Source organism: Acinetobacter sp. 826659, assembly GCF_000588515.1.
Lineage (GTDB): Bacteria > Pseudomonadota > Gammaproteobacteria > Pseudomonadales > Moraxellaceae > Acinetobacter > Acinetobacter pittii.
Genome location: NZ_JFYD01000001.1, coordinates 673,134 through 700,118 on the forward strand (window position 1 = coordinate 673,134; position 26,985 = coordinate 700,118).

General features: G+C 38.5%; 24 protein-coding genes and 1 tRNA gene. 5 read left to right on the plus strand and 20 right to left on the minus strand.

From position 1 onward, the window contains the following. Positions 1 to 182 precede the first annotated feature (182 nt). Positions 183 to 869 (plus strand): pirin family protein, encoded by a 687-nt coding sequence (locus J663_RS03165; protein ID WP_000995333.1) that lies wholly within the window; start codon positions 183 to 185, stop codon positions 867 to 869. Between the two features lie 34 nt (positions 870 to 903). Here the strand turns inward: J663_RS03165 and J663_RS19400 are convergent, their stop codons facing one another. The 14 genes from J663_RS19400 to J663_RS03230 all read right to left on the minus strand — a co-directional run bounded on the left by J663_RS19400 (position 904) and on the right by J663_RS03230 (position 14,340). Further along, the gene (locus J663_RS19400; protein WP_171073652.1) at positions 904 to 1,143 is read right to left on the minus strand and encodes a hypothetical protein; all 240 of its coding nucleotides are present in this window, start codon (positions 1,141 to 1,143) and stop codon (positions 904 to 906) included. Positions 1,144 to 1,305: 162 nt separating this feature from the next. After that, positions 1,306 to 1,869 (minus strand): TetR/AcrR family transcriptional regulator, encoded by a 564-nt coding sequence (locus tag J663_RS03170; protein ID WP_033847737.1) that lies wholly within the window; start codon positions 1,867 to 1,869, stop codon positions 1,306 to 1,308. 803 nt (positions 1,870 to 2,672) lie between these two features. After that, a complete protein-coding gene (locus J663_RS03175; protein WP_033847740.1) occupies positions 2,673 to 4,370 on the minus strand; it encodes a hypothetical protein in 1,698 nt (565 codons plus the stop codon). Between the two features lie 604 nt (positions 4,371 to 4,974). Then, positions 4,975 to 5,265 carry a muconolactone Delta-isomerase gene (gene catC / locus J663_RS03180; RefSeq protein WP_033848038.1) on the minus strand — a complete coding sequence of 97 codons (291 nt, stop codon included), beginning with the start codon at positions 5,263 to 5,265 and terminating at the stop codon, positions 4,975 to 4,977. Between the two features lie 13 nt (positions 5,266 to 5,278). Continuing rightward, positions 5,279 to 6,493 (minus strand): 3-oxoadipyl-CoA thiolase, encoded by a 1,215-nt coding sequence (gene pcaF / locus J663_RS03185; RefSeq protein WP_033847742.1) that lies wholly within the window; start codon positions 6,491 to 6,493, stop codon positions 5,279 to 5,281. Between the two features lie 12 nt (positions 6,494 to 6,505). Beyond that, a complete protein-coding gene (locus J663_RS03190) occupies positions 6,506 to 7,159 on the minus strand; it encodes a 3-oxoacid CoA-transferase subunit B (protein ID WP_033847745.1) in 654 nt (217 codons plus the stop codon). An 18-nt stretch (positions 7,160 to 7,177) separates the two neighbouring features. Beyond that, a complete protein-coding gene (locus tag J663_RS03195) occupies positions 7,178 to 7,849 on the minus strand; it encodes a 3-oxoacid CoA-transferase subunit A (RefSeq protein WP_033847746.1) in 672 nt (223 codons plus the stop codon). Between the two features lie 81 nt (positions 7,850 to 7,930). Further along, positions 7,931 to 8,863: an alpha/beta fold hydrolase gene (locus J663_RS03200; RefSeq protein WP_033847748.1), complete on the minus strand. Its 933-nt coding sequence runs from the start codon at positions 8,861 to 8,863 to the stop codon at positions 7,931 to 7,933. 63 nt (positions 8,864 to 8,926) lie between these two features. After that, the gene (locus J663_RS03205; protein WP_228132943.1) at positions 8,927 to 9,838 is read right to left on the minus strand and encodes an alpha/beta fold hydrolase; all 912 of its coding nucleotides are present in this window, start codon (positions 9,836 to 9,838) and stop codon (positions 8,927 to 8,929) included. A gap of 9 nt (positions 9,839 to 9,847) precedes the next feature. Then, positions 9,848 to 10,621: a substrate-binding domain-containing protein gene (locus J663_RS03210; RefSeq protein WP_033847750.1), complete on the minus strand. Its 774-nt coding sequence runs from the start codon at positions 10,619 to 10,621 to the stop codon at positions 9,848 to 9,850. 63 nt (positions 10,622 to 10,684) lie between these two features. Then, complete coding sequence (locus J663_RS03215; protein ID WP_033847751.1) at positions 10,685 to 11,524, minus strand: amidohydrolase family protein; 840 nt, start codon at positions 11,522 to 11,524, stop codon at positions 10,685 to 10,687. A gap of 79 nt (positions 11,525 to 11,603) precedes the next feature. After that, positions 11,604 to 12,422: an SDR family NAD(P)-dependent oxidoreductase gene (locus J663_RS03220; RefSeq protein WP_033847752.1), complete on the minus strand. Its 819-nt coding sequence runs from the start codon at positions 12,420 to 12,422 to the stop codon at positions 11,604 to 11,606. Position 12,423: 1 nt separating this feature from the next. Further along, positions 12,424 to 12,987, minus strand: a complete 564-nt coding sequence (locus J663_RS03225) for a carboxymuconolactone decarboxylase family protein (protein WP_017402678.1) — start codon at positions 12,985 to 12,987, stop codon at positions 12,424 to 12,426. Between the two features lie 30 nt (positions 12,988 to 13,017). Continuing rightward, positions 13,018 to 14,340, minus strand: a complete 1,323-nt coding sequence (locus J663_RS03230; RefSeq protein WP_017402677.1) for a C4-dicarboxylate transporter DctA — start codon at positions 14,338 to 14,340, stop codon at positions 13,018 to 13,020. Positions 14,341 to 14,757: 417 nt separating this feature from the next. Here J663_RS03230 and J663_RS03235 point away from each other — a divergent pair, with 417 nt between their 5' ends. After that, complete coding sequence (locus J663_RS03235) at positions 14,758 to 15,669, plus strand: LysR family transcriptional regulator (protein ID WP_017402676.1); 912 nt, start codon at positions 14,758 to 14,760, stop codon at positions 15,667 to 15,669. A 32-nt stretch (positions 15,670 to 15,701) separates the two neighbouring features. Here J663_RS03235 and J663_RS03240 read toward each other — a convergent pair whose 3' ends face one another. The 6 genes from J663_RS03240 to efp all read right to left on the minus strand — a co-directional run bounded on the left by J663_RS03240 (position 15,702) and on the right by efp (position 22,000). Next, positions 15,702 to 16,256 carry a TetR/AcrR family transcriptional regulator gene (locus tag J663_RS03240; protein WP_033848040.1) on the minus strand — a complete coding sequence of 185 codons (555 nt, stop codon included), beginning with the start codon at positions 16,254 to 16,256 and terminating at the stop codon, positions 15,702 to 15,704. Positions 16,257 to 16,952: 696 nt separating this feature from the next. Continuing rightward, positions 16,953 to 18,359 (minus strand): molybdenum cofactor biosysnthesis protein MoeA, encoded by a 1,407-nt coding sequence (locus J663_RS03250; protein ID WP_033847756.1) that lies wholly within the window; start codon positions 18,357 to 18,359, stop codon positions 16,953 to 16,955. 261 nt (positions 18,360 to 18,620) lie between these two features. After that, positions 18,621 to 18,697: transfer RNA gene (locus J663_RS03255), tRNA-Val, on the minus strand. A 167-nt stretch (positions 18,698 to 18,864) separates the two neighbouring features. Next, positions 18,865 to 19,170 (minus strand): YbdD/YjiX family protein, encoded by a 306-nt coding sequence (locus tag J663_RS03260; RefSeq protein WP_000980869.1) that lies wholly within the window; start codon positions 19,168 to 19,170, stop codon positions 18,865 to 18,867. Next, on the minus strand, positions 19,170 to 21,266 hold the full coding sequence (locus tag J663_RS03265; protein ID WP_033847758.1) for a carbon starvation CstA family protein: 2,097 nt from the start codon (positions 21,264 to 21,266) through the stop codon (positions 19,170 to 19,172). Before J663_RS03265 ends, J663_RS03260 begins: the two co-directional genes overlap by 1 nt. 164 nt (positions 21,267 to 21,430) lie before the next feature. After that, on the minus strand, positions 21,431 to 22,000 hold the full coding sequence (gene efp / locus J663_RS03270; protein ID WP_002118666.1) for an elongation factor P: 570 nt from the start codon (positions 21,998 to 22,000) through the stop codon (positions 21,431 to 21,433). Positions 22,001 to 22,073: 73 nt separating this feature from the next. Between efp and epmB the strand changes: the two genes are divergently transcribed. Genes epmB through J663_RS03285 form a run of 3 tightly spaced genes read left to right on the plus strand, consistent with a single transcriptional unit; the run spans position 22,074 to position 26,959 of the window. Next, a complete protein-coding gene (gene epmB / locus J663_RS03275; protein WP_005067999.1) occupies positions 22,074 to 23,090 on the plus strand; it encodes an EF-P beta-lysylation protein EpmB in 1,017 nt (338 codons plus the stop codon). A gap of 15 nt (positions 23,091 to 23,105) precedes the next feature. After that, the gene (locus tag J663_RS03280; RefSeq protein ID WP_033847762.1) at positions 23,106 to 24,851 is read left to right on the plus strand and encodes a hypothetical protein; all 1,746 of its coding nucleotides are present in this window, start codon (positions 23,106 to 23,108) and stop codon (positions 24,849 to 24,851) included. After that, positions 24,848 to 26,959, plus strand: a complete 2,112-nt coding sequence (locus J663_RS03285; protein ID WP_081404615.1) for an EAL domain-containing protein — start codon at positions 24,848 to 24,850, stop codon at positions 26,957 to 26,959. The genes J663_RS03280 and J663_RS03285 overlap by 4 nt, the downstream gene beginning before the upstream one ends. Positions 26,960 to 26,985: the final 26 nt, after the last annotated feature.

Consider the following 26,985-nt stretch of genomic DNA (forward strand, 5'->3'; position numbering starts at 1 on the left):
GCAATCATTTGAATAAAGCCTGCCTTGTGCAGGTTTTTTTGAGTCAACATACATCTATAAATATAAAGCTATACGACCATATCAATTATGCAACGACATGTTGCAGTTAACCTATTTTTCTAGCCTCTATAGAACATTACTATATTTCTCAAGAGATAAATAAAAATTTGGGAGATTAGATCATGAATGCTTATCTACATCGTAGTGAAGATCGTGGTCATGTTAAAGCAGGCTGGTTAGAGTCTTATCATAGCTTTTCGTTTGGTAGCTGGTATAACCCTAAATATATGGGGGTAAGTGCACTTCGAGTCATTAATGATGACCGAATCGATGCCCACAACGGTTTCGGTACTCACTCGCATGACAACATGGAAATTTTAACCTGTGTGCTTGATGGTGCAATTTCACACCGTGACACCATGGGAAATGAAGGCCAGATTAAAGCAGGTGAATGGCAACTTATGAGTGCCGGTACAGGTGTTGCTCATAGTGAGATTAATAACACCGATACGCCAGTGCACTTATTACAAATCTGGATTATTCCTGATGTAAAAGAAGCCGAGCCAAATTATCAGCAAATTAGTTTGGACCCACGTAATCAACCTAACGAATGGCATTTGATTGCAGGGCCTGATGCAAATGCACCAATGCATATTCGCCAAGATGCAGAAGTAAAATCTGCGGTACTTGAAAAAGGTCGTGAACTGCCAGTTGAGACTTCAAAACGAGTTAATTACGTTCATGTAATTTCAGGTGAAGTTCGTATTGGTGAGTACGAAGTGAAAGCGGGTGATGCTCTGGTCTTTGAAGATAACGCCGTGATTCATGCAAATGAAGACAGCCAATTTATCTGGTTTGATTTACCTTAAACTGCTTAAAAGCCCTTTTATATGAAAGGGCTTTTTAGTCACTGCTACCGCCCCCATCACATCCGCCTGAGTCGGAAAATGATGAGCAATCATTTGATGAATGAGAACTATGGTGACTGTTATCGTAAATATGGTGGTGTTGTGGATGTGTTGAAACTGAATAATCATGCTCACCCGATGGTGAATAATTTTTTGAATTTCTGAGTAATGCGATTAAGCAAATGATTCCAATACTCGAAAAAATGGCAATAAATATCACAATAAATAACTTCAAATAACGTCCTCCCTCATACAGCTATAGAGATCATTGTTGTTTTTCTCTTTCATTATTTAAAGGAGCCATGCTGAATAAACAAGTTATTTTTTGATAAATACAGCATACAGCCCCCTTTCTTATGACTCGTATTTAGCCGCTAATGGCACAACCCTAAACTTTTCATTTGCATGTAGTTAGTCCTCTTAAAAAACATTCAAACACATTCTCCCGCTCGCTTACCCCACCAGAGCTTAAAAGCTGAATAATTGTGCCCTCCACCATATATACAAATAGCTTGGCATCGGTAAAAGAGACATCGGGTTTAAGCAATCTAAACTGGCTATAAATCTCATTTTTTAGCCATGTTCTATAGCGCACCGCGGTTTGATAAGCGTTAGGATAACTATTTTTAATTTCAAAAACGGCTTTAAATAATAAGTAATACGGCCCTTCTATATCGGTGTGTAAGTCATAAAGCTTTTTGAGTTTATCTATTGCGGAGGTACTTAAGTCATACTCGACCATTGCGACCACTTGTTCTTGGAGCTTTTCTTTTTGCACCACAAGGCAGATTTCAATAAGCCGTTCTTTAGAGTGAAAATAATTATAAAAAGTCGCTTTTGTAATCCCTGATTCTTTCACTATTCTGTCGACCCCAATAATGTGGAACCCACGGTGATGAAACAGATCAATTGCTTTATTTACAACGTATAAGGCACGTGTTGGGAGAATTAAATTTGGCATAGTTTTACCGTTATAAATTCTTGTTGTTTGTAAATGAGATACTTTTTTGGGAGAAAAAAAGGCACAGTAAAGCTTATAAAGACTGTGCTTGGCACATCTCAAGTTTTATGGTGCTAAGTTTTTGGTTGTGACGATTTAAAGCCTGAAAAGCCTAATAGCCCTCAAACTGCTTTAAGATTTATGTGGTGTCGTTATAGCATTTGGCAAAGGCTGCCAAGAAATAATGGATGTGCAAAGCCAACTCCTTTTTATTGGGAGTTCTGCCAAAGCATTAAAATTATGGTGGCAGAACGAGAAAGGGTTAGCAGACTGGTGAAAGATATAACCAGCACACCCGTAGGTGTCCCTCTCCCGTCCTACCGCTACGGGAGGAGACTAGGAGTTTACACATAAGAGTATCCCTCAGATAGGAATAACTCTGATGCGATCTTTCATCACGGTCTGCTAAAACCGACTGGCAATGTGGCCAGCAGGCAAAGGATAAGCTTCACATTTATTGCAGTCAAGCACACAAAATGACATTTGCTTTAATTTAGATCATTAAAAAAGTAAGGCTAAATAATGAGTAAGTTATTGTTTAAGAGGGGTTTATAAAGGTGGAGTTGATCTGTTTAGTTAGTTGGATGCCGAGGAAATGAACGGATAAATTTCTCTAGTCCTTAAAAGTAAAATGAAGATATTTAGTCTTACGAGAATGTATTTACCAAAACTAAATAAAACTAGTGATATATAGGTTAGAATCTATTTTACAAAAGAAATCCGTAAGACTAATTTTTTGAATTAGCTAAATCTAATATAGAGGCTTAATCAAATTTTTTAAAATTTTCATGTGGCGGATCTACATTAAAATGATAATAAGTTACCTCTCGTTTTAAGGCATTTCCAGAAAATGCACGGGTTAGTCTGAGTTTTTCATGATCATAAGTAATATTATCTATTAAACATTGCTCAGCAACTTTTGGATTGAACTCATATAGAGCAGCAAAATTTTTTTTAGTCCAGCTTAATACAACTTTGTGTAAAGCTTTTATATCTCTATAGTCAACTGAATTTTCATTAACTTTAAAACCAAGTAGATAAAGGCAAAATCCCAAAATAGCGGCTCCTTGAAAATTAGGAAATTCGTTCATTCTTAATATTTCGTTATATATAATTCTTCTTAATTTGAATTTAAAAGCTCTACCAATATAAGTATCAAAACTACCATAATTAAAAAATTCGCTCCAAATAGTATTATGGTGAATATTCCAAAGCTCAAAAGAAGAAGAGGAAGATTTTATAAAGGATGCTTTGCAAATTATTTCAAACAACATATTGACTAAATGATCATAAATAGTTCTGTCATAATAAATATTTTCTTTATCTAAACTACGCAATTTAATTTTTTCGTCTGCTCTTTTTTCCTCAAGTAACTTTAAAAACTTTTCTATAAAACCAATCACTACTTTTAGACGCTCATAAGTATCATTTTCTCCCATATTTGGGCTTCCATTTAATGTATATAAGTCCCTAACAGAGTTTTCCAAGTTATTCATAGCACTATAAATTGTATAACAAGGATTTATAAATTTTTTCTCCAATAAGTTTTCTATAGTAATTAATACAACTCTACTATAAGCCTCCCATTGCGGTGCATCCCATTTAGTAAACGGTGCATCAAATATAGTTCCTATACTTTCCACCATATCAAAGTTTGAAAATATAGATTGTGTTATAGGCTTTTCATTTCCAATTAATCCTGAATCATATCCTTCTGTTTCGTGATATATAAATGAATCTTTATTAGTTATTGCTTCACTTACAATATTTCTAGCAAAAACTCTTATATCAACTTTATATTTATGCTGTTTCTCTATTTCTCTAAAAAAAGCAAAAGTAGTAATTGGAGATGACTCAACTACTACCTTACAAAATCTTTTATCTGCAATTAAATTAAGTAAATCATGAGCATATAATTCTACTTTTTCTAATTTAGCCGAATTATCAACTTTTTCAAATCTATAGCTTTCTGGAGCATATTTTATAACTCTTGAGGCCGAGTGAGTCAGTTCATCGGCAATTATCGCTAAATTAGTAGGTACACCTTCAACTAAATATTTATAAACAGTACTGACATAACGTTTTGAATTCAATTTACTAAATAAAGGAGGTCTTATAAAAGCAAACCAAATCCATATTAGAAATGTAGAAAAAAAGGTAATACCTAAAAAGGCCTGCCAAAGCGCTGAGGTTATAAATGTCTGGCTAAGTACAAACCATCCAGATGCACGCCATAGATCTGTAAGAATAGTAGATAAACCAATAAAAACAACGACAGAAAAAGTAATCATTTTTAACGGTAGAGGGGCTACTTGTACTCTAAAGCGATAACGAACATCAGCAATTGTCCAAGCCAAAATCATTAAAGCCAACCCTGCTAAAAATTCAGAGAAACCGAAAAATTTAGGCCCATTTATATCTAATGGTGAAAAGCAAATTTTATAAAAACATTTTTCAATCAATTTCTATAACCTTAATTTAAATAAATTAATTATTTTCTTTAGTTATAAATGATGGGGAAAAATTATTAAAGGATAATCTTCCAATTAGGTATTCCCTATTTACTTAAGTATTTCCTCACTAACTCCCCCATTGTGATAGAAGGAGACACCACACCTAACTTTGATCTAAGGAATAAAGTTTCAGTTGTTGATATTATAGAAATTAAATTATAAAACCCATAAAAAAGCCCTAAACCATTACAGTTTAGGGCTTTTCAGTCATATAAAGCTATTCGAGTTTATATGACTTTAAATCTTGGTAGGCATATCCACTACCGAACAATTTAACAAACCATTGAAACTTAAATATATATTAAAGAAAAATATATTAATGATACAAACCATGATACAAAAATATTCCTATTGCCTTTGCTGTGGCTTAATATCAATACTTGCTTCTCAGTTTAATTTAAGAATCAGTTAAATTTTAGAGGTTACAAAGGTTACTGAGATTACACCCTTATGTGGCAAGGCTTTCAGGGTGTAACCTTTTAAAAAAGAGAAAAGGTTACAGATTTCTGAGGTTACATATGGATACTTCATAAACAATAATTTAATTCAATAGTTAAAAATCACCTTCCCTCACTGAAGATGGGTGCCTATTTAAAGCGATCATTTCAATTTTCATGTAAGGGTAAAGTGGTAAACCTTGTAATAAGTTATGTAGTTCTTCATTGCTTTCGACATCAAAAATACTAATGTTTGCATACTGCCCTGTTATTCTCCATAAATGGCGACATTTACCTTGTCTTTGAATTTCTTGAGAATAAGCACGTTCTCTTGCTTTGATATCTTCAATTTCCTGCTCAGATAAATGGCTAGGTAAAATCACATCTTTTCGTACATAAAATAGCATTAGTTCTTTCCCTTTAAATAACACGTTCAATAATCAATGCAATACCTTGGCCCACACCAATACACATTGAACACAAGGCATAACGACCACCTGTTTGTTCAAGTTGGTTTAAGGCTGTGGTCACTAGGCGTGCACCTGATGCACCAAGTGGATGACCTAAAGCAATGGCACCACCGTTTGGATTTACCTTGTCAGAGTTGTCTGGTAAGCCTAAATCACGGGTCACTGCCAAAGCCTGAGCAGCAAAAGCTTCATTGAGCTCAATTACATCCATCTGCTCTAAAGTCAAGTTGGCTTGTTTAAGTAATTTTTTAATGGCTGGGGCCGGAGCAAAACCCATAATGCGTGGTTCTACACCTACGGCCGTTGAAGCAATGATCTTGGCACGTGGTTTTAAGTTGTAAGCCTGAACTGCATCATCAGAAGCAATCAGTAGAGCTGCCGCACCATCATTAATACCTGAAGCATTACCCGCAGTAACTGTGCCATCTGCTTTCACAACAGGTTTAAGTTTGCTTAAGCCTTCAAGCGTGGTCGATGCACGAGGATGCTCATCGGTATCAATCACCACAGCATCACCCTTACGCTGAGGGATTTCAACTGCCACGATTTCTTTAGAAAAAAAGCCTTTGGCTTGCGCGCTTGCGGTGCGTTGTTGGCTCACCAAGGCAAACTGGTCCTGATCTGCACGATTGACGTTGAACTGTTCAGCGACGTTTTCGGCAGTCTGGGGCATGGTGTCTACACCATACAATTCTTTAAGTTTAGGGTTAATGAAACGCCAGCCCATGGTGGTGTCTTCAATCTTCTGGCTACGGCCAAAGGCACTGTCAGACTTACCCATCACATAAGGTGCACGGCTCATGCTTTCTACACCACCTGCAATTACCAAGTTCGCTTCGCCGGCTTTAATGGCACGGGCAGCAATGGCAATGGCATCGAGTGATGAACCGCATAAACGGTTAATGGTGGTTGCTGGCACTTGATATGGTAACTCAGCAAGTAGTGCTGACATACGGCCGACATTACGGTTATCTTCACCGGCTTGATTGGCACAGCCATAAATCACATCATCGACCTGTTCCCAATCTACACTTGGGTTACGCTGCATGAGTGCTTTAATCGGCACAGCGCCAAGGTCATCGGCACGGACAGGTGCAAGGCCACCGGCGTAACGGCCAAATGGAGTACGGATGGCATCGATGATATAAGCGTTTTTTAATGTCATTTCCCTACTTCCTTACCCTTGAGTCGCATCAATCAAAGTTGCACCTGTTAAAGCCTGTAACTCATCAAAGCTAAGACCTTCCACTTTCTCAATCACCTTTAAACCGTCTTTGGTCACATCAATCACACACAGGTCAGTGTAAATACGGTCAACACAGTGTTTACCCGTTACCGGATAAGTGAGCTCAGCGACAATCTTTGGCTCGCCTTGTTTGGTCACATGGTCTGTAGTGATAAATACTTTCTTGGCACCAACCGCTAAATCCATCGCACCACCAACAGCAGGAATCGCATCAGGTGCACCCGTGTGCCAGTTCGCTAAGTCACCATTGGCTGCCACCTGAAATGCACCGAGTACAGCAATATCAAGGTGACCACCACGCATCATGGCAAATGAATCGCCATGGTGGAAAAAGCTGCCGCCTTCAAGCATGGTCACATACTCTTTCCCCGCATTAATCAGTTCAGGGTCTTCTTCCCCTGCCGCTGGAGGAGGACCAAAGGCCAACAGGCCATTTTCGGAATGAAGGAAAATATCTTTGTCATTCGGTAAGTAGCTGGCAATCTTGGTGGGTAGGCCAATACCTAAATTTACATAGGCGCCATCTGGAATATCTTGTGCCACACGCTTTGCAATCTGGTCACGGCTGAGTTTCTGGTAGCTCATGTTATTTCTCCTTATTGCTTACTGTGCGGGTGCGACTTGTACAACGTGCTGTACAAAGATACCTGGGGTGATGATGTGCTCAGGGTCTAATCCACCTAATTCAACCACTTCAGAGACCTGAGCAATGGTGACATCAGCAGCCATGGCCATGATCGGGCCAAAGTTACGTGCAGATTTACGGTAAACCAGATTGCCCCAGCGGTCGCCCTTGTAAGCTTTAATCAAAGCAAAGTCAGCCTTGATTGGATACTCAAGTACGTAATCTTTACCAGCAATCTCACGGGTCTCTTTACCTTCAGCTAAAAGTGTTCCAAAGCCAGTTGGTGTAAACACAGCGCCTAGGCCCATACCAGCTGCCTGAATACGACACGCCAGATTACCTTGCGGTACCACTTCAAGCTCGACCTTTCCAGCACGGTACAGTTCATCAAACACATAAGAGTCAGACTGACGTGGGAAAGAGCAAATCACTTTTTTAACTGAACCGGCTTTCAGCAATTTCGCCAGACCATAATCACCATTACCGGCATTGTTGCTGACAATGGTTAAGCCTTTAACACCGAGTTCAATAAGACCGTCAATGAGTTCAGCGGGTTGTCCTGCGGTACCGAAACCACCAATCAGAATGGTCGCGCCATCTTTAATCTGCGATAGAACCTCGCTAAGTGTGGACTTACTTTTGTCAATCATATGGAAAAGTCTCTTAAAACCGTAATGCACAAAATCGATTAGAAACGAACGTTCCTGAACGTCCGTTTCTTTAAGGAACAACTATGATTTTTTCGCGAATTGTTGTTTAGCAAATTTACCAATGGCATCCGCTAAAGCTTTCGGTTGCTCTGGAACTAAGGCATGACCTGCATTTTTAATTTCGACTATCGTCACTCGATCACCTAAAGCACCTTTTAAAACACCTCTTAAAGGTTTAGGCGCAACTGTGTCGTATTCTGGTTGAATATCTAAAATTGGTGCTTTGCCAGCAGCAAAATAGTCATCTACAGGAGTGTTATTACGCGCATAACCTTGTGCATCGTGTGCTTCGTGGTGCCAACCAGTTAGCCATACGCGCGGATCATTCATTGGTGCAAAGAATGCACGTTTTAAATATTCAATACGCTTAGCTTCTGGAAGCTCTTCATTTCCAGCATTATCAATCGCCTCACGAATTTCAGGACCAATTGGTTTACCTTTATATCCCTCTGGCACTTTACCTGCGGAAGCGCCTGCTAACACCACCCCTTTAACCAAATCTGGACGTTGCGTTGCGACCATACGGGTTGGGAAATTGCCCCATGCATGACCGACTACAATTGCAGGACCAGCTTTAAAATGTTCGATCACTGCTGCAACATCATTTCCATAATCTTGAATATGCAGTTTTTCCATTGGACCACGGCTTAAACCAATTCCACGAACTTCAGGTCGAATCACTCTAAAGCCTTGTTTAACTAAATCTTGTGCAACTACGTCATAGTCACGTACAGAACGCCCTAGTGACGACATAATCACAATGGTTGGCCCCTTACCTTGTACATAAGCTTGAATAGAGACATCACCATACTTCACCATCTCATAAGGCACATTGCTTACCTTAGAGGCAGCTGCCGTATGCGTGGCTGGTGTAACGTTTGTTTGCTTTGCTTCCGTAACCGTTGCTGTGGCTAATAATATTGCTGTAGATAAAATAGCTAAGGTTTTGTTCATCTTAATCAACTCCATGTTTTAGATGATTGTGGTTTAAAAATTAAATAAGCAGATTTAAGTCAACTAATAGGCTGAATAAACTTGTTTGGAAAATTTGGCTATCGCATTTGCCATCGCTTCTGGTTGTTCTGGTACCATCGCATGACCTGCGTTTTTGATGACCTGTTCAATAACTCGCTCAGGCAAATACTCTTTCATTACATTTTTGACGACAACGGCATCGTACTCTCCTTGTAAATCAAGGATTGGAACCGTTTTCCCACCCGAAAAATACTCATCAATTGGCGTTACAATTCGTGCATGAGCTTCAGCAGCATGGTTTTTTTCATACCAACCGTTTAACCACACATGTGGATCATTCATAGGTGCGAAGAAAGCTTGTTTTAGATATGTGATACGTTGTTCTTGAGGAAGCTTATAATTCCCTGCGTTATCAATTGCATCTCGTAAACGCCCATACGGTTTTTCAGTTGAATCTTTAGGTAACTTACCTGCTGAAGCAGCGGCCATGACAATACCGCGAACCAGATCTGGTCGATCAGCAGCAAGCATACGTGCAGGCTGACTTCCCCAGGCATGTCCAACGACTACCACTGGACCAGTTTTTTCAGCATCCAAAACTAAAGCAACGTCAGCAGCAAAATCGTGGAGAGTTAAATTCTCTAAAGGCCCTGTACTGCCATTGATGCCTCTAGGTTCAGGACGTATTACCTTAAAGCCTGATTTTGCAAGATAATCTGCAACAACATCAAAATCTCTAGCTCCACGACTTAACGAAGGCAGTAATACAATTACGGGGCCCTTCCCTTGTACATAGAACTCAATTGAGACATCACCTTGTTGGATCTGCTTTTTATGAACAGAGAAATTTGAAATTAAATTTGCTTGATCCATATTAGATTCAACCTTATCAAGACTTGAGCATCCCATGAGGCTCAATGATGTCGATAAAATTGCAGTTAAGTATTTCTTCATGGTGATTCCTCACTTACCAATTGGTTCCAAACCACTACTGGTCAAAATACTTGCTGCTTGTTTAGACTTTAAAAACTGTACAAATTGAGCTGCAATTTGAGGATGTTCAGCTTTTTTTGAAATAACCGATGAAAACTTACTAACGTATTGCAAACTTTCAGGTAAAGGTGCAACAAAGGTAATCCCTTTAGTATGCTTAAGCTCACTAATCTGTTGCATTCCCACATCAGCCTGATGTTCTGCTAACACTTCTCCAACCAGTTTTTTGCCTGGAACCTCAAGCCCTTTTGTTTGCATTTCCTGTTCAATATTCAATTTTTTGAATAATGTTGAGCGAATATAGACACCACTTGAACCTTGAGAGTAGGCAACTTTTTGGGCTGATAATAAGGCTGCCTTTAAGTCTGCTTCATTTTTTAATGGTGGTACTTTAGTACCTTTACTCACAGCCAAACCAATTTTTGAATTTGCCAATTCAGTACGACTAGATAAGTCAAAATTTTGACTTAATTCATTAGATTTAAGTGCATCATCCAAAATAATAGCCAAGTCCATTTTTTCATTGTTTTTAATTCGCATTGGTAATGATTCAGGAGACTTTCCGGCAGATGGCCCCCATTCGATATGAACCGTATTTCCAGTTAATTTTTCATACATCGGAATAAGGGTATCCATAGCGCCATGAAAAGAACCAGATGCAATAACATTTAATTGCGCTGCATGTGCTGACACGACCATAGCAATTGATAAGCCCATTCCTGAAACTAGTTTTTTTAAACTCATTTTTTAACTTCCTTTTAAGTGAAGAAGTATTCAGTCAATGAATACTTCATTGGTTTTAAAACATTAATTTTCTCTGAAATATAAATTCCGTGGATTATCGATAAATACGGCTTGTAGTAATTCAGGCGTATCGAGTGCTTTTAATGCAAACTTTAAAAGCTCATCATCATTAGGAACCTCACCTTTTACATTTGGATGAGGCCAATCTGTTCCCCACACCACGCGGTTTGGTGCAAGTTTGATTAACTTCTGAACCCAATTCAGTGAACCATCCCAAGTGCTGGCAGGTTGTCCATTCTGTGCGCGATCAATTCCGGAAATTTTTAGCCAATGCTTCGGATTAATCATGACTTGTTGCAACTTGTTAAAAGTATTTTCTGCATCTTGTGAATCAAGCAAATTAGGTCGTGCCATATGATCAATCACAATATCGACATCTATGTCTTGCCAAGCTTCAATCGCTGGGAAGATATCCTCAATTTTTCCGTGTATCTGAATATGCAATCCGAGCTTTGCAACTCGTTCAACCAAACCTCGTAATGCTTGTGGATCATGATTTCCAGGCAAATGCCCCATCATGTTAAAGCGAATGCCACAAATTCCGCCGTGCTTTAATTCAACAAGTTGTTCATCTGTAATATCATGATCTACTAAAGCAACTCCTCGATAATTAAAGTTACTTTGTTCAATCGCATCTAAAATGATGAAGTTATCTGAACCATAGGCAACAGCTTGAACAAAAACACCGTGTTCAATTCCTAAACTTTTGTGTAATTCAAGCAACTGCTTAAATGTTGCTGGTTCAGGATGATATGCAGCATCTTCAGGTAACGGAAAGCGATCAAAAGGCCCGTATATATGAAAATGGCAATCCCATGAACCTTTTGGCAAATTAAATGACATAGTACTTCCTAAACAAATCTTATTAGGTTCAACAAATATTCCATGTACCTCACATATTTGGAGTTACTCAGAATTCACCTTAATCACAACGTGCGGTCATTCCGCCATCGACCACAATTTCTGTTCCAGTAACAAAACGGGCTTCATCACTTGCTAGAAACAGAGCAGCAAAAGCTGTGTCACGACCATCTCCCATAAAGCCTGCGGGAATTCGTTTTAAACGACTTTCAAGCAATTGATCGACATCACCGCCAGTACGTTGTCCTGCTAAACGGACCTCAACCATTGGAGTATGTAATTGACCAGGTAGTACCGTATTTACTCGTATTCCTTTAGGGGCATATTCGACGGCTGTGACTTTTGATAGTTGAATAATCGCGGCTTTACTTGCGGCATAAGCAACCTGTGGAGAACCTGTAAAACGGATTCCAGAAGTTGAAGCCGTATTTACAATCGACCCACCGCCTTGTTGCTCCATATATGGAATGGTGTGCTTACAAGTTAAAAACACACTTTTTAAATTTAGGTCGAGCTGTTTGTTCCAAGCTTCTTCTGATAACGCGACAGCCCCACCAGCGGCAGAACCACCTACGTTATTCACTAAAATATCGACACGACCATATTTCTTTACACAGGCTTCAACCATGGTTTGAACTGACTCACTGTCAGTCACATCACATGCAAAAGGTGTCACTTCACCACCGAAGTTTTGAATACGATTTAAAGTCTCTTGCATTGCATCAATCGAGCGATCTACAGCAAAAATTTTTGCCCCTGCTTTTGCAAAAAGTACTGCCGCTGCACGACCATTTCCCCAACCCGGACCAACACAACCGGCACCCGTAATGATTGCAACTTTATCTTGCAAACGTCCTTGAGGATTAATTTCATCAAACATATTAAATTCCTGCTTTTGGAGTTGGTAATTCAGGAGCTACACCTGCTGGTGGTGGAACTTCGAAAACATTAATCGTCATAGAAATAAGGGTGTAATAGCCTGCAATCGCGACTAAATCGATTAATGTATCTGTCCCAAGTAGTTGCTCTATTTCTTGATAAGTCTGATCAGAAACCCTTTTGGTCTCGTGAAGCTCACAAATAAACTGATAAATTAATTGTTCGTCCTTATGAATAAATGCGGGTTGCTCACCTAAACGAATAGCTTCAATGACGTCTGTATTTAGGCCAGCCTCAATTGCATATGGTTTATGAGCAGCCCATTCATATTCAGCGAGCCAGTGTCTACCCATTAGTAAGATGGCTAATTCACTCAAACGCGGCTCTAAACAACTATCGTATCGGCAATATTGACCAAGACTTTGTGCCAAATTGGCTAACTTCGGATGATGCAACCAGATCGCTAAAGGACCTCGCACCCCTTTACGTGGACCGCTTGCAATTGCATCGAAAACAACTTGTTGTTCAGCAGTTAAATGTTCTGGGTCTATCGCTTTTAAACGCATGTCTATTCTCGATATAAGAAGTTGAGATAATTAATGAGATTTATCTAAAACTTGACTTGATTGATTTGAATCGGAGGCTAATGGTGTCTCTACCAAAGAATCTTTCGCCCGTAGCAAACTACGTTTAGGTCTCTTACCTGTTTGTTTTTCAAAAGCATCAGCATCGAAAGCATTTTCCCAACGAGCAACCGCATAGACTGCAAGCGTGTTTCCAATAATGTTGGTAATTGCCATGATAGTTGCCATAATTCGGTCAACACCAAATAACAGTCCCAAACCACCGAGTGGTAAAGTTTTTACAGACTGTAAGGTCGCCGCCAACTTAATAAAGGCGCCGCCAGCGACAGTAGTTCCCCCTTTCGATGTAAAGCTTAAGATTGCTAATAAAACCAACTGGTCGATTAAGCTCAAAGGTGTGTCAGTTGCTTGTGCAATAAAGCCCACCGCAATTGCCATATATAAAGCTGTGCCATCTAAATTAAAGCTATAACCTGTAGGTAATACGAACCCGACAACAGCCTCGTCACAACCCGTTTTTTTGAGCTTTTCAATCAGTTTTGGAAAGGCAACTTCACCTGATGCTGTACCGAACACCAAAAGTATTTCGTCGCGAATCACTTTTAAAATGGTGAGAAAAGGTAGACCAATAATCCATGTCACTGCACCAAGGGCAAACACCATAAAGAAGAAGCATGCTGCATAGAAAACACCAATTAATTTCATTAAATAAATGAGTGTTTCACCGCCGTAACTACCAATTGCAGCCGACATCGCACCAAATGCACCGAGCGGAGCAAGTTTCATAATAAAGCCCAGCATCTTGAACAAGATGGTTTGCGCTTCATCAATTCCTTTAACAATTACAGAGTCTGGGCCACAACATAAATTGATAGCCATACCCGCTAAAATCGAAACAACCAATACTTGCAATACGTTTCCGGTCGCAAAAGCATCTACGATGGTGTGCGGAATCATATTTAAGAAGAAATCAACCGCCGAAAGTGTTGCTGAACCTTTTGCCGCATCAGGTTCGGCTAAATCGGTTGCATGAAGTCCTGAACCGGGCTGCAACACATTGACAAATACAAAGCCAATCAGCATTGCTACAGTTGTTAGCACTTCAAAATAAATAAGTGACTTAACACCCAAACGGCCCAGTTTTTTCATATCTTTAATATGAGTTAAACCATGAACCAAGGTAAGAAAAATCAAAGGAGCTAAAAGCATTTTGAGTAAAGCAATAAATGCTTGACCTAATGGCTTCATTGCCTTTGCCCATTCAGGAGAGACTAAACCCAAAATAATGGCAGCAATAATTGCAATAATTACCTGCACATGTAGTTTTTTTAACATGTCGAATTCCTATATCGAAACTTTAAAATGCTTGTGCTTGAACACATCCCTGCATTTTTTGGCAAACGAATCCCCTATAAACAACATTCATATGTGTTTAGATTTAAATTTAACGGGGGGTTCAATTGTCTAGAGTGATTAACTCATCGAAAAGCTAGATTTAAAAGATAATCTGTCATAGAATCAGTCCTTAATCATATTTTTCCAAATAAACCTGATCAATCCTATTTACTAGATCAGGTTAAAAATCAACAATAATATCAATAACTTTTGACCAAAAAATTGATATATTTTGATAAAGCATCACGTAAATAAGAACCTTATCTATAACTTTCCATACAAGTTCCGTTCATTACGTCTGAATTCATTGTTATATAATCACCATCTTTATGGAATAGGATTTAGGCACTATCAGATATGAATGAAATTAATATCGAACAAATCGACTTAAATCTTTTGAAGTGCTTTGAAATCCTATATGAAGAGCAGAATGCTTCGCGTGCAGCGGAACGTTTAGGAATTACTCAGTCTGCGGTCAGTGCATCTTTAAGACGCCTCAGGGATATTTACCAAGATCCACTTTTCCAACGGACTGGCCGAGGTCTAGCACCCACTACTAAAGCCCATGCTTTAAAACCATTGGTCAGCAATGCCTTAAATATTTTTAGAGAAACACTGATATCTCTACCAGATAATACCAATACATTACAGCAAAGAATTATCACTCTTGGTATGTCAGATGATTTTGAAATTGCATTTGCACAAGAGATTATCGAGCAAATTAGATTAAAATTTCCGCATTATAGAATCGTGATAAAACAGACATACATGCATATTATTGCTGAAATGTTAGTAAAACATAATGTTGATATTGGAGTGACTTCTGGTGGTATTTACTATCACTCTTTGTACCGAGAATTAATGGTTTTAGGTGATTATTCTTGTTTAGTCACTCACCCTGAAGATGCTGTTGATCTGACCTTGGAAAAGTTTTTAGGTTTTGAACATCTATTAATTTCTAATACAGCACAGATCGGAATAGTTGACGAACATTTAACAAAATTAAATAAAACCAGACACATATTTGCATCCACCTCTCATTTTGCAGCCATTCCTTGGTTATTAAAAAGAAAAGGAACGGTTTGTACGCTTCCAACCCATGCTGCAAGAAAAATTTCTGAAATTGTACCCTCACTGATTTATACAAAATGTCCAATTTCGATCCCGACCTACCCGATGGTTCTTTCATGTAGAAAAACATCTCTAAAAGACAAAGCTATTTTGGATGTACAAGAAGTGATTAGATCCGTTATAAATAGTTATAAATAGGATTGTTTTATACGTTGATTTTTTCATTTGTCCTAAACAAATCCCGCCAAAAAACAATCCAACACCTTTTCCCTCTCAATTGCCGCATCCGGGCTTAAAAGCTGAATGATTGCGCCTTCAATCATATATAAAAATAATTTGGCATCCTGAAAAGTCGCATCGTTTTTAAGTATTCTAAGTTGGCTATAGATTTCATTGATGAGCCACGTTCTATATCTCACTGCGGTGATATAGGCTTTTGGATAGGTCAGTTTCGTTTCAAAAATTGCTTTAAATAATAAATAGTATGGCCCTTCTACATCGCTATGTAAGAAATAAAGTTTCTTAAGTTTATCCTTCCCGTTTGTACTTTGATCGTACTCAACAATTGAGACTACTTTTTCTTTTAAGCGTTCTTTTTGCACGATCAAACAGATTTCAATAAATCGCTCTTTAGAGTGAAAGTAGTTATAAAAAGTTGCTTTTGGAGTGTGAGACTCTTTCACGATTCGGTCGATGCCCACTGTGTGAAATCCGTGATGGTGAAACAAATGAATCGATGTATTAATGATTTGGATCGCACGTGTTGAGAGAACTAAATTTGGCATATTTTTACCGTTATAAATTCTTGTTGTTTCTAAACGAGATGCTTTTTTGGGAGAAAAAAAGGCATAGCAAAGCCGTAAGACTGTGCTTGGCACATCTCAAGTTTTATAGTTAATGCAAGTTTTTTGAGCCGTAATGACTTAAAGCCTGAAAACCCTAAAGGTCATCAAGCTGCTTTAAATTTTTAAGTTGTATCGTTATAGCTTTTGGCAGCCGCTGCCAAGAAATTATGAATGTGCAAAGCCAACTCCTTTTTATTGGGAGTTCTGCCAGACATTTATAGAATTATGGTGGCAGAACGGAAGAAGGTTGACAGACTAGTAATAACTCAAACTAGCACCCCCGAGGGTGTCCCTCTCCCGTCCTACCGCTACGGGAAAGGAACGAGTAGCTACCACACAAGACTATTCCTCAGAAGGAATGACTCTGATGCGGGAGTTATTATTCAGCCTGTCAAAGCCGGCTGGCAATGTGGCCAGCAGGCAAAGGATAGTGCTCTGCCCTTTACCAGTCAAGCACACAAAATGACATTTGTTTTAAATTAGATCATTAAAAAGTAAGGATAAATAATGAGTTGGTTATTGTTTAAGAGGGGTTTATAAAGGTGGGGGTTTTGGCAGCTATAACTTTATAGGTTGTAACCTTTTAACAAGTTTAAAGGTTACACCGCTCAATTAAATTATAAATAGAAATTAGACTTAACCTATTTTCATAAAATATAAATCAGTGCCTTTTGCAATTGTCTGCTCTTGAAAAGGTACTATCACAATACAATTCGCTTTAACAAATGGCTCTATCTGATATGACTGTTGTTGCTCAATAATTTCTAATACATATTCCCCATTTTCTTGAGGCTTATAGTGCCCCCATAACAACTTTCTATTTGTCACATCAGGAACAATCTCTATGTCAGTTTTACCTTTAAAGTAAGCATGATCAAAAAAGTCTGAGATGTGCTTATTCAAAATATATTTCACAAAAGCATGCATTAGAATCGCAATATCTTGGATGTCACCCGGTAAATTAATAATAGTCGCTTTGTCTTCTGTAACGACTACACGCATACCTTTATGATTACCGCTTTCATCATATATCTGCACAGTCTCACGACTAGGTGGAGTCCTATCTTGTCCTTTAAGAATTTTAATTTCATTAGCTGGCATACAACGTGTATTCAAGGCCGATGACATGCTGCTTTGATCAAAGATTGGAAGTTTTTCAAGCTGGAATAAAGAAGAACGATTATTTTGATATGTGCAGCAAATAATGACATCAAAGTTTGAAGTTTGTTCTTCAAAGAATTTTATATAATCGTCCCTGCTTGTTGTTAATGAGTCATCTAAAGCTGGGTCATTATCTTTTTTAAGATTATTAAATGCAGCATCAAAACGTTCAGGTTTGAGTGATTTGATTTCTACCTGTTCGTAGCCCCATGTTTTCAAGACATCTTTAACATACAGACTTTCCTCACTCATTTCTTCTTTATCAAAGGAATGCATACTTACAATGAGGATTCTGGGGTTTTTATATATAGATAATTCTTTGATTCCCGCTCGTCTTAAAACAATTAATTTTTCAGGAGTCAGTTTCTCATCTTTTTTTAGAATCACATCGCCTTGTTTAAATATACTGCCCTTTGGGATAACACCATGCATGGCAGGAATAGAACCAGTAATTTTTTTAGCATCGGTATCAGAGAGATCTAATCTCTCATCTTGTTCAGCAATCACTGAATCTAAAGACTCTGGTAATTTTGTATAGGCAGGAATTTCTAACAAACTTGGAGTTTTTAGATCTAATTTATACGGATTAATAGATCTATAAAGCTGTTGCCCCCAATAGTACCAATGAGTAATTAATAAAGGGCTATCTTTACTTGCAGATTGAGTTGTTTCTGAGTTAAGAGCCCAACCCGCATATTCAGATAAATTATGCAGAGGATAATCCTGTAAAGCATATACATCACTTGCGTTAACTTGATTTATTGCTTTATCCAGCTCTACAGTTTCTTTTAAATCACCTTTAGGCAAATTTATATTGATATGATAAAAAATGTCCGTTAAATGATTTGGTAAGTTATCTGGTATTGGAAGTTTTTTTTGCATAAATATAGATCCTAGAAGTACCTCAAATAGGAGGTACTTCGCTAATTTTAATTATTAATAAAGAATTTATCGTTATCTAAAACATTCGGTATTAAAAAAGCTCCAAACTGCTTCAGCCTTTTAGGAAATGAAATTGCTCTTTTAGGCGAATATAGAAACTGAAATTAATTTATAAAAACAATAAAAAAACCCTAAATCATTATAATTTAGGGCTTTTTTAAATCATATAAAGCTATGCGAGTTCATATGATTTTAATATCTTGGTAGGTATATCCAGACTCGAACTGGAGACCTCTACGATGTCAACGTAGCGCTCTAACCAACTGAGCTATACACCTAGAATGGAAAGCATAATATTCATTTTTCAAAAGCAAAACAAGTGATTTGCCATCGAAAAAAATACAAATGAGCAGACTTTAAGCAAACTCTTTTTCATTTTCCAAAAAAGAAAAACGGTACATGGTTTAACCACATACCGTTTCTTTAGCTGACTATTAATCTCAACTTAACAAGGGCATTTCTTTAAATTACCCCCTGCCGATGGATATCTCGAATCAACACAATGACGGTAGAAAGTCGTCGCATCCATTGGAGTTAAATCAGGATGATGGGCTTTCATGTGCTCCAGATAAGTTTGATAGTCTGGAACCCCAACCATCAGTCGGAAGCTTTGCTGCAAACGCTGCCACAAGGTTGCAATGCGCGACCAATTCTTTGGAGAAAGTAATAGCTCTTTTTGCGAGAGCACTGTCATTTTGATGATTTTCGCAATAATGACAGTTCCATTTTTTGCAAATTTAAAATTCATCATTACTCTCCTCGTGGGGTGACCACTTTCGGATCAGCATATACAGCTGGTGCTTCATGCGCAGTTGGTGTCGGGCTTGCTAACGCACGGCGCACAATACCAATCGCAGCAATTACCATCACAATCGCAACGATCATGAAGAAACCACAAAGTGCAGCGTTGATTTGATTTGACATCACAATCGTCTGCATTTCTTCAAGTGTTTTTGCTGGTTTAAGAATTTCACCACGTGCAATCGCATCTGAAAATCTATTCGCTTGTGCTAAGAAACCAATCTTTGGATTTTCGTGGAAAATCTTTTGCCAGCCCGCAGTCATACAGGTAATGAACAAGAAAATTGTTGGGAAAATCGTTACCCATACATATTTTTCTTTTTTCATTTTAAACAGAATGACTGTACCCAAAATGAGTGCCATTGAAGCCAACATCTGGTTACCCACACCAAATAAAGGCCAGAGTGAATTGACACCACCTAACGGATCAATCACACCTTGATAGACGAAGAAGCCCCATCCACCTACCGCAACAGCAGTACCTAGCAAATTACCAAAGAATGAGCTTGAAGATTTAACCGCAGGAATAACAATACCCACAGTGTCTTGCACCATGAAACGACAAGCACGAGTACCCGCATCGACAGCAGTTAAAATGAATAATGCTTCGAATAAAATCGCAAAGTGGTACCAGAATGCCATCATTGAACGGCTATTAAAAATTTCAGAAATGATATGTGCCATACCAATCGCAAAGGTAGGCGCACCACCTGTACGTGAAAGAATCGAGCTTTCACCTACTTCTTGAGCCAACACGGTTAGCATTTCAGGCGTAACGACAAATCCTAAATTACGCACAGCTTCTGCCGCAGATTCTACAGTTGTACCGAGTACAGCAGCAGGCGCATTAATTGCAAAGTACACACCCGGGTCTAAGACAGTTGCACAGATCATCGCCATAATACCGACGAAAGATTCCATGAGCATGCCGCCATAACCAATCACACGAATGTCAGCTTCGTTATCAACAAGTTTTGGTGTCGTACCACTTGATACAAGCGCATGGAAACCAGAAATGGCACCACAGGCAATAGTAATAAATAGGAATGGAAATAAGCTACCAGAGAATACTGGACCAGTACCGTCAATAAAATGAGTCACTGCCGGCATTTTCAATTCAGGTAATGCAATCACAATACCAACGGCCAAGCCAAGAATGACACCAATTTTAAGGAATGTTGATAGATAATCACGTGGTGCTAACAATAACCAAACTGGTAAAACTGATGCGATAAATCCATAAATGATTAAGCACCATGTCAGCTGTGTTCCTGTTAAAGTGAAAAATTCACCCCAGTAAGGATCTGCTGCAACCTGTCCACCATAAACAATCGCAAACATCATTAAAACGAAACCGATAATAGAAACTTCGGCAATACGTCCCGGGCGAATAAAACGCATGTAAACGCCCATAAACAATGCAATTGGAATCGTCGCTGCAATACTGAAAACACCCCATGGACTATGGGCAAGTGCTTTCACCACAACTAATGCCAGTACAGCAAGGATAATAATCATTACCCCAAGCGCACCAAGCATGACCACAATACCGGCAAAAGAACCGAGTTCTTGTTTTGCCATTTCACCAAGTGAGCGACCGTCTCGACGTGTTGAAATAAATAAAACTAAAAAGTCTTGTCCCGCCCCCGCCAGAACCACACCGACCAATAACCAGATTGTTCCTGGTAAAAAGCCCATTTGTGCAGCCAAAATTGGTCCGACTAATGGCCCCGCTCCTGCAATTGCAGCAAAGTGGTGACCGAAAAGCACGTATTTATTGGTGGGAACATAATCCAGACCATCGGCCAAGCGATGTGCTGGGGTTAAACGTCTTGGGTTTAATTCAAATACTTTAGTTGCAATAAATAGACTATAAAATCGATATGCGATGCTATATACACATGCTGCAGCAAGTACAAGCCAAACCGCATTGACATGTTCACCACGACTGAGTGCCAGCATCCCAAAAGAAATTGCACCTATTATTGCCACTAGGCTCCAGACCAGCTTGGAGGGAAGCGTAGATTTCGCTTGCATTGTGTCCATTCTTAACCTCTCAATAAATAACTACAGCATTTTTATATTGTTATGTACTGTTTCTCTTAATCCCTGTGACTCTACTCCTCCTTTTTCTTTTTTCCTCTTATACTTTCGCATAAAAAAAGGGATGATTTACATCATCCCTTCGATAATAGTGTATTTTTTAACTATTATGCACGCTCTAAATAATCGCCAGTACGAGTATCTACACGAACGCTTTCTTCTTGCTGAACAAATAACGGAACACGAACAACCGCACCTGTTTCAAGCTTAGCTGGTTTACCGCCACCGCCAGATGTATCACCACGTACGCCCGGATCAGTTTCAACAATTTTCAATACAACGAAGTTCGGTGGGCTTACTGTTAAAGGTACGCCGTTGAACAACATAATTGTACATTTTTCATTTGAATCGTCTTTTAACCATTTAGCAGCATCGCCCATAGCAATTTTGTCTGCCGCGATTTGCTCAAAAGATACAGGATCCATGAAGTTCCACATTTCACCATCGTTGTATAGGTATTCCATTTCAACTTCAACGATGTCAGCTGCTTCTAAAGAGTCACCTGATTTGAAAGTTTTTTCTAATACTTTACCGGTTTTAAGGTTACGTAATTTTACACGGTTGAACGCTTGACCTTTACCTGGTTTTACATATTCGTTTTCCATGATTGAACATGGGTTACCATCAAGCATAACCTTAAGGCCTGCTTTGAAATCATTTGTAGAATAATAGGCCATGAAAGGCACACTCCAAACTTAACAAGTCAACTATGCGATATAATGCGTTGTTGCATTATCTTAATCGTGTCAAATGATAAACTATTTATACCAAGAGCAAAACTGGCAATCTCAACTGAGTGACCTTATTACTGATCCTTCGGAATTGCTAAGCCTACTCGAGTTATCCTCAGAACAGCTATTATCGGGTGCGATTCTGGCTTCTGAAAAGTTTAAATTGCGTGTTCCTCGTGCGTTCGTCGGAAAAATGAACGCTAAAAACCCGCTTGACCCGCTTTTGCTACAAGTATTACCCCATCACCTAGAACTCGAAGAACATCCTGAGTTTGTTACCGACCCATTAGGCGAAGAAGCAGCAAATCAATTACCGGGTGTATTACATAAATATAAATCGCGTTTTTTATTAACCTTGACAGGTGCTTGCGCCGTACATTGCCGTTACTGCTTCCGTCGTCATTTCCCCTATCAAGAAAATTTGCCAAAAAATGAAGATTGGCTAAATATTAAAAACTATATTGAAGCAAACCCGAACATTAACGAGATCATTTTAAGTGGTGGTGACCCGCTTACGCTTTCTAACCGTAAATTAGCACTTTGGTTAGAACGCCTATCATCTCTCAAACAAATCCAGATTCTGAGAATTCACTCACGGGTCCCAATTGTTATTCCTAACCGGATCGACGAACAGCTGATTTCTTTATTAAAAAACAGTAGGCTGCGTATAGTTCTGGTGGTACACTCAAACCATGCTTCTGAACTCGATGACTTTACTTGTTCAAAATTGTTGCAGTTATCCGACCATCACATTACTGTACTAAATCAGGCAGTATTGCTAAAAGGTGTCAATGACTCTGCACAGACGTTAATTGATTTAAGTTATCGTTTATTTGAAGCTCGCGTTATGCCTTATTACTTACATGTTTTAGATAAAGTAAAAGGTGCACAACATTTTGATTTAGAATCATCCAAGATAGATGATATCTATCGTGACGTGTTAGCGAACCTACCGGGGTATTTGGTTCCTAAACTCGTCAGGGAAATTGCGGGCGAAAAGAATAAAACACCGCTTTTTGGGGCTACAACTTTTTGAGTTATATAATAAGTGATGATGAATAATGCGCTGTCGGACATTTTTCACAATCAAACCGAACTCTCTCGTGAACGGTTAAGCTTTTGTGAAGCCAATATTAAAGATCTTAATGAATGGGTCACTACCCTTTCTATTATGCAACTCGGTGATACGTCAAAAGCATTATTCACAGCTATTTTAGAGCTCAATGAATTAAAATGTAGTGAAACCTTACGTTTCGACCTTATACAAACGCTTCATCCGACCATTAACAATGTACTCGCCAGCCTAGAGAAAAACTTCTTTAACCAAGGCGTGATTAGTACAGATCGTAATGAGCACATTATTGAATTAGCGATGTTGCTCCGCTGCTATTTCGCCAGTATTTATTTAAATATTGCGCAAAATAGTCATGAGCAACTCCAGCATCAAAAGTTTTCAATCTTTGCCTATAAGCAAAAAAAGAATCTGCAAACGGCGCGTACTTTATCGACTTTTCATGCCCTGCAACAATTAACCAATCTCCTCTATCAGCAGCATATGCTCTATAGTGAACCCCTTAAAGGGCAATGGTTAATTGCGCATCAACTCTATGAAACCGCGGTTCAACACAAATATCATCTCATCAATATCAATCATATTCAGGGAATACAACACCCTTTAGCGAATATTACACAAGCTTATGCTCAGTTGATTTTGCTGGATATTTTAAATACGAACCAGATTCGTCAGTCAGAAATTCAGGCATTATTTCAATGTAGTTTTGACTGGGCAAGAATGATTCATATTTTGCCAAAAGATACCGCTTTAACGAAATATGTGGTCGATCCAAATAAAGATCATCCACCTGTTTATAATACAAAGCGTAGCTCTAACTTTAACCCAAGCATCTTCATCGGTACGCAAGCTTTACTTGAGCATGTCACTGCAACCATGCATAAAAATGCTCAATATATTTCTAAGAATGAAAAGTTTTATTTAAGCCCAGCTTTAAAATTTCATGTTCAAACGATTTTAGGAACCACGGCTCAACGTCGTCATGAACGTTATGAGTACAATGCAGAGCTCCAAATTTGTTTTGGTTTAAGCACTGCCCATTTCTATCTATCAAAAGCAAAAAACTTTGAAGAAACGCTACAGCTTAACCATAACTATAACTTACAAAGCGAGTCTAAAATTTTATCCAACTTAGAGAAAAAAGAACAACAAACCAGCTCTTATCAACGCTTAAGTCGTGAAAGCAAAACCATTTATCAAACCACCGTTCTCGATATTAGTGTCAATGGATATCGTATTAAATGGTCTGGCGAAGCACCGAAAAACTTAAGAACTGGTGAATACATTTTAGTTAAAGAAACTTTGCATGGACAATGGCGTGGCGGTGTGATTCGCTGGATTAAACAATCGACAGAAAAATCCCTAGAGTTAGGTTTAGAGATTTTGTCGCAAGCCATGTTCCCTTGTTCAGTGCATATTCAAGCTGAGCGTCATACTCGCAATTATCATCCCGCACTACTACTACAAACACAAAATCTAGAAGAAATACAAAATACGCTTATTTTACCGGGCTCTCAAATTTTTAGAGAGCAACAAACAATTCATTTACGATTGGGGACAGAAGAAATCAAAGTGTATCTACTCAAAGCACAGCTCATTACGCAAAGTTTTATTCAATTTCATTTCGAGCTTTTGAATGAGCAGCAACAAGGTCTGCTTGATCAGTTCATGATGAAAAAGGGTAATAACTCTAGCACTCAAGATTTATGGGAAGCACTAAAGTGAGAAACTCTTTATTATCTAAAAAGTTAAAACGTACTGAAACACGTTTACTCATTATTGATGACAACCAGCTACGTTATAACCAGATTTTAAATTTATTATTGGGGAATGATTATCAAGTTCAGGCATTATTACTTGATGATTTAAAAAGTTTTGAAAAACAGTTAAATACGCCGTGGGATGCTATTATTTTTGGTCGTGCTTATGACCTAAAAATTGAACAAACTCTCTCCCTCATTCAAGCATCTGAGCAGCCAAATTTACCTGTTTTATTATTACAGCCCGACGATTATCAGCCTCAGCAATATCAGGCTTATATTCAAAAAGGTATCTATGATGTAGTTCCATTAGAACCATTAGATTATTTTTATATCACTCTTATTCGGACCTTGTCGTATAGCCACTTATTGCAGACTGAACAACGCCTAACAAATGAGCTAGAAACAATTCACTCCCATACACAAACATTGGTCAATAACAGCCATAAAGCTGTTGCCCTTTTTCAAGAAGGGATGCATGTTAAGGCAAACACAGAATACCTCAACCTTTTTGGGTTTAAGCAAGAAGACGAGATTATTGGCCTACCGATTTTAGATGTTTTACAACCTGATGATTTAAATTTTTTTAAACAAAGATTTAAGAAAATTTCATTAGGCCAATTTGATCAGGCCCGCTTTGAAATTCAGAGTCAACATGCAGCAATCGCAGGTAACAATGCTCTAAAACTAGAGTTTATTCCTAGTCAGGAAGAAGATGCTGTACAGCTAACCATTGACTATCAACTGGATTTAGCAACACCTGCAAATACACTTTTTTCAGAAAAGAATTATGGTGTGCAAGCACCTTGGCAACAAATTAATCGACAACTATCGACCTACCCTGATCAAGCCAACGCATTAATTTTATTTAAATTAAATCAGTGCCCAGAGCGAGTATTTCAACAAGATTGGCAAACTCCTGCACAATATTTCAATCAGCTGCACAGTTTCTTAAAAGAACACGCGCAAATGCCGATTTTTAATATTGAACTTGGCGCATATGTTGGCGTTTTACAAGCTGAAAACAGCACAGTCCTTAACTCCCAACTGACTAGTCTGCAAAGTTTGCAAAAAGAGCATTTATTAAAGATCAATGAGCTTAACTACTCGATCCAATTTAAGCTGAGCTATGCCCCAATTACTGAACCTTTAAATGAAGATAGCTTTTCAAGCTTACTTGCTCAAACAAGTCAGCAAGAGTTACCTAAGGCGCAGGCAGAAATTGAGTTGGTACCAACCATCGATATTATCGCTCCCGAACCTGTTAAATCTTCTATATCGCTTGATCTAAGCCTTGAGCAAGTCGATGCTCCTTTGCAATCTTCGTTATTGCAGCAATTAAAGCAGCAGTTAGCTCGAAGTGAAATTCATTTAAAATATCAGCAGATCTACGATAAACACGATCAAGAAACCCATAACTATGAGGTGACTAGCGGTTTTATCAGCGATGAACAATGGTATGACATAAATGACTTGGCTGAATTAAGAGAAGACAGTGAGCTTTCTATTCAATTAGATCGCTGGATTTTGGTTGAGGCATGTAAGCAACTACATAACTTTATTACTCAGTACCCTAAAGCCAAACTGATTATTAACCTGAATATTGATATCTTGCTCAAAGATAAATCCTTCCCCGAGCTAATTTCAAAACTACTCACCATTATTGGTAGTAAGCTTGAAAGCCCCCTAGTTTTACAATTTTCAGAACAAGCAATTCAGCCTCATCTTGCAATTGCCCAGCAACACATAGCTCGCCTGCGTCAACACGGCGCAGAAATTTCGATTCGGGATTTCAGCTCCTCTATGTATAGCGAATCAATATTGCAACAACTTGATGTTCAATATTTAAAACTACAGTCGAAGGAAACAGAGCTATTAAAATCAGATGATGGTCTAGCACGATTACAAGAAAAGGTTTTGAACTATTTGACCGTAAAACCTGTAGGAATTTTACTGAGTGATCTAGATGATATGAACCTATTTGCAAACGCTTGGAATGTGGAAACGCGTTTCTTGCAAGGGCGCTATTTCCAGAAAAAACTTGATCGATTAACAGACGTACAAGACCAATAATGGTCTTGTACTGAAAAACAAAAAAC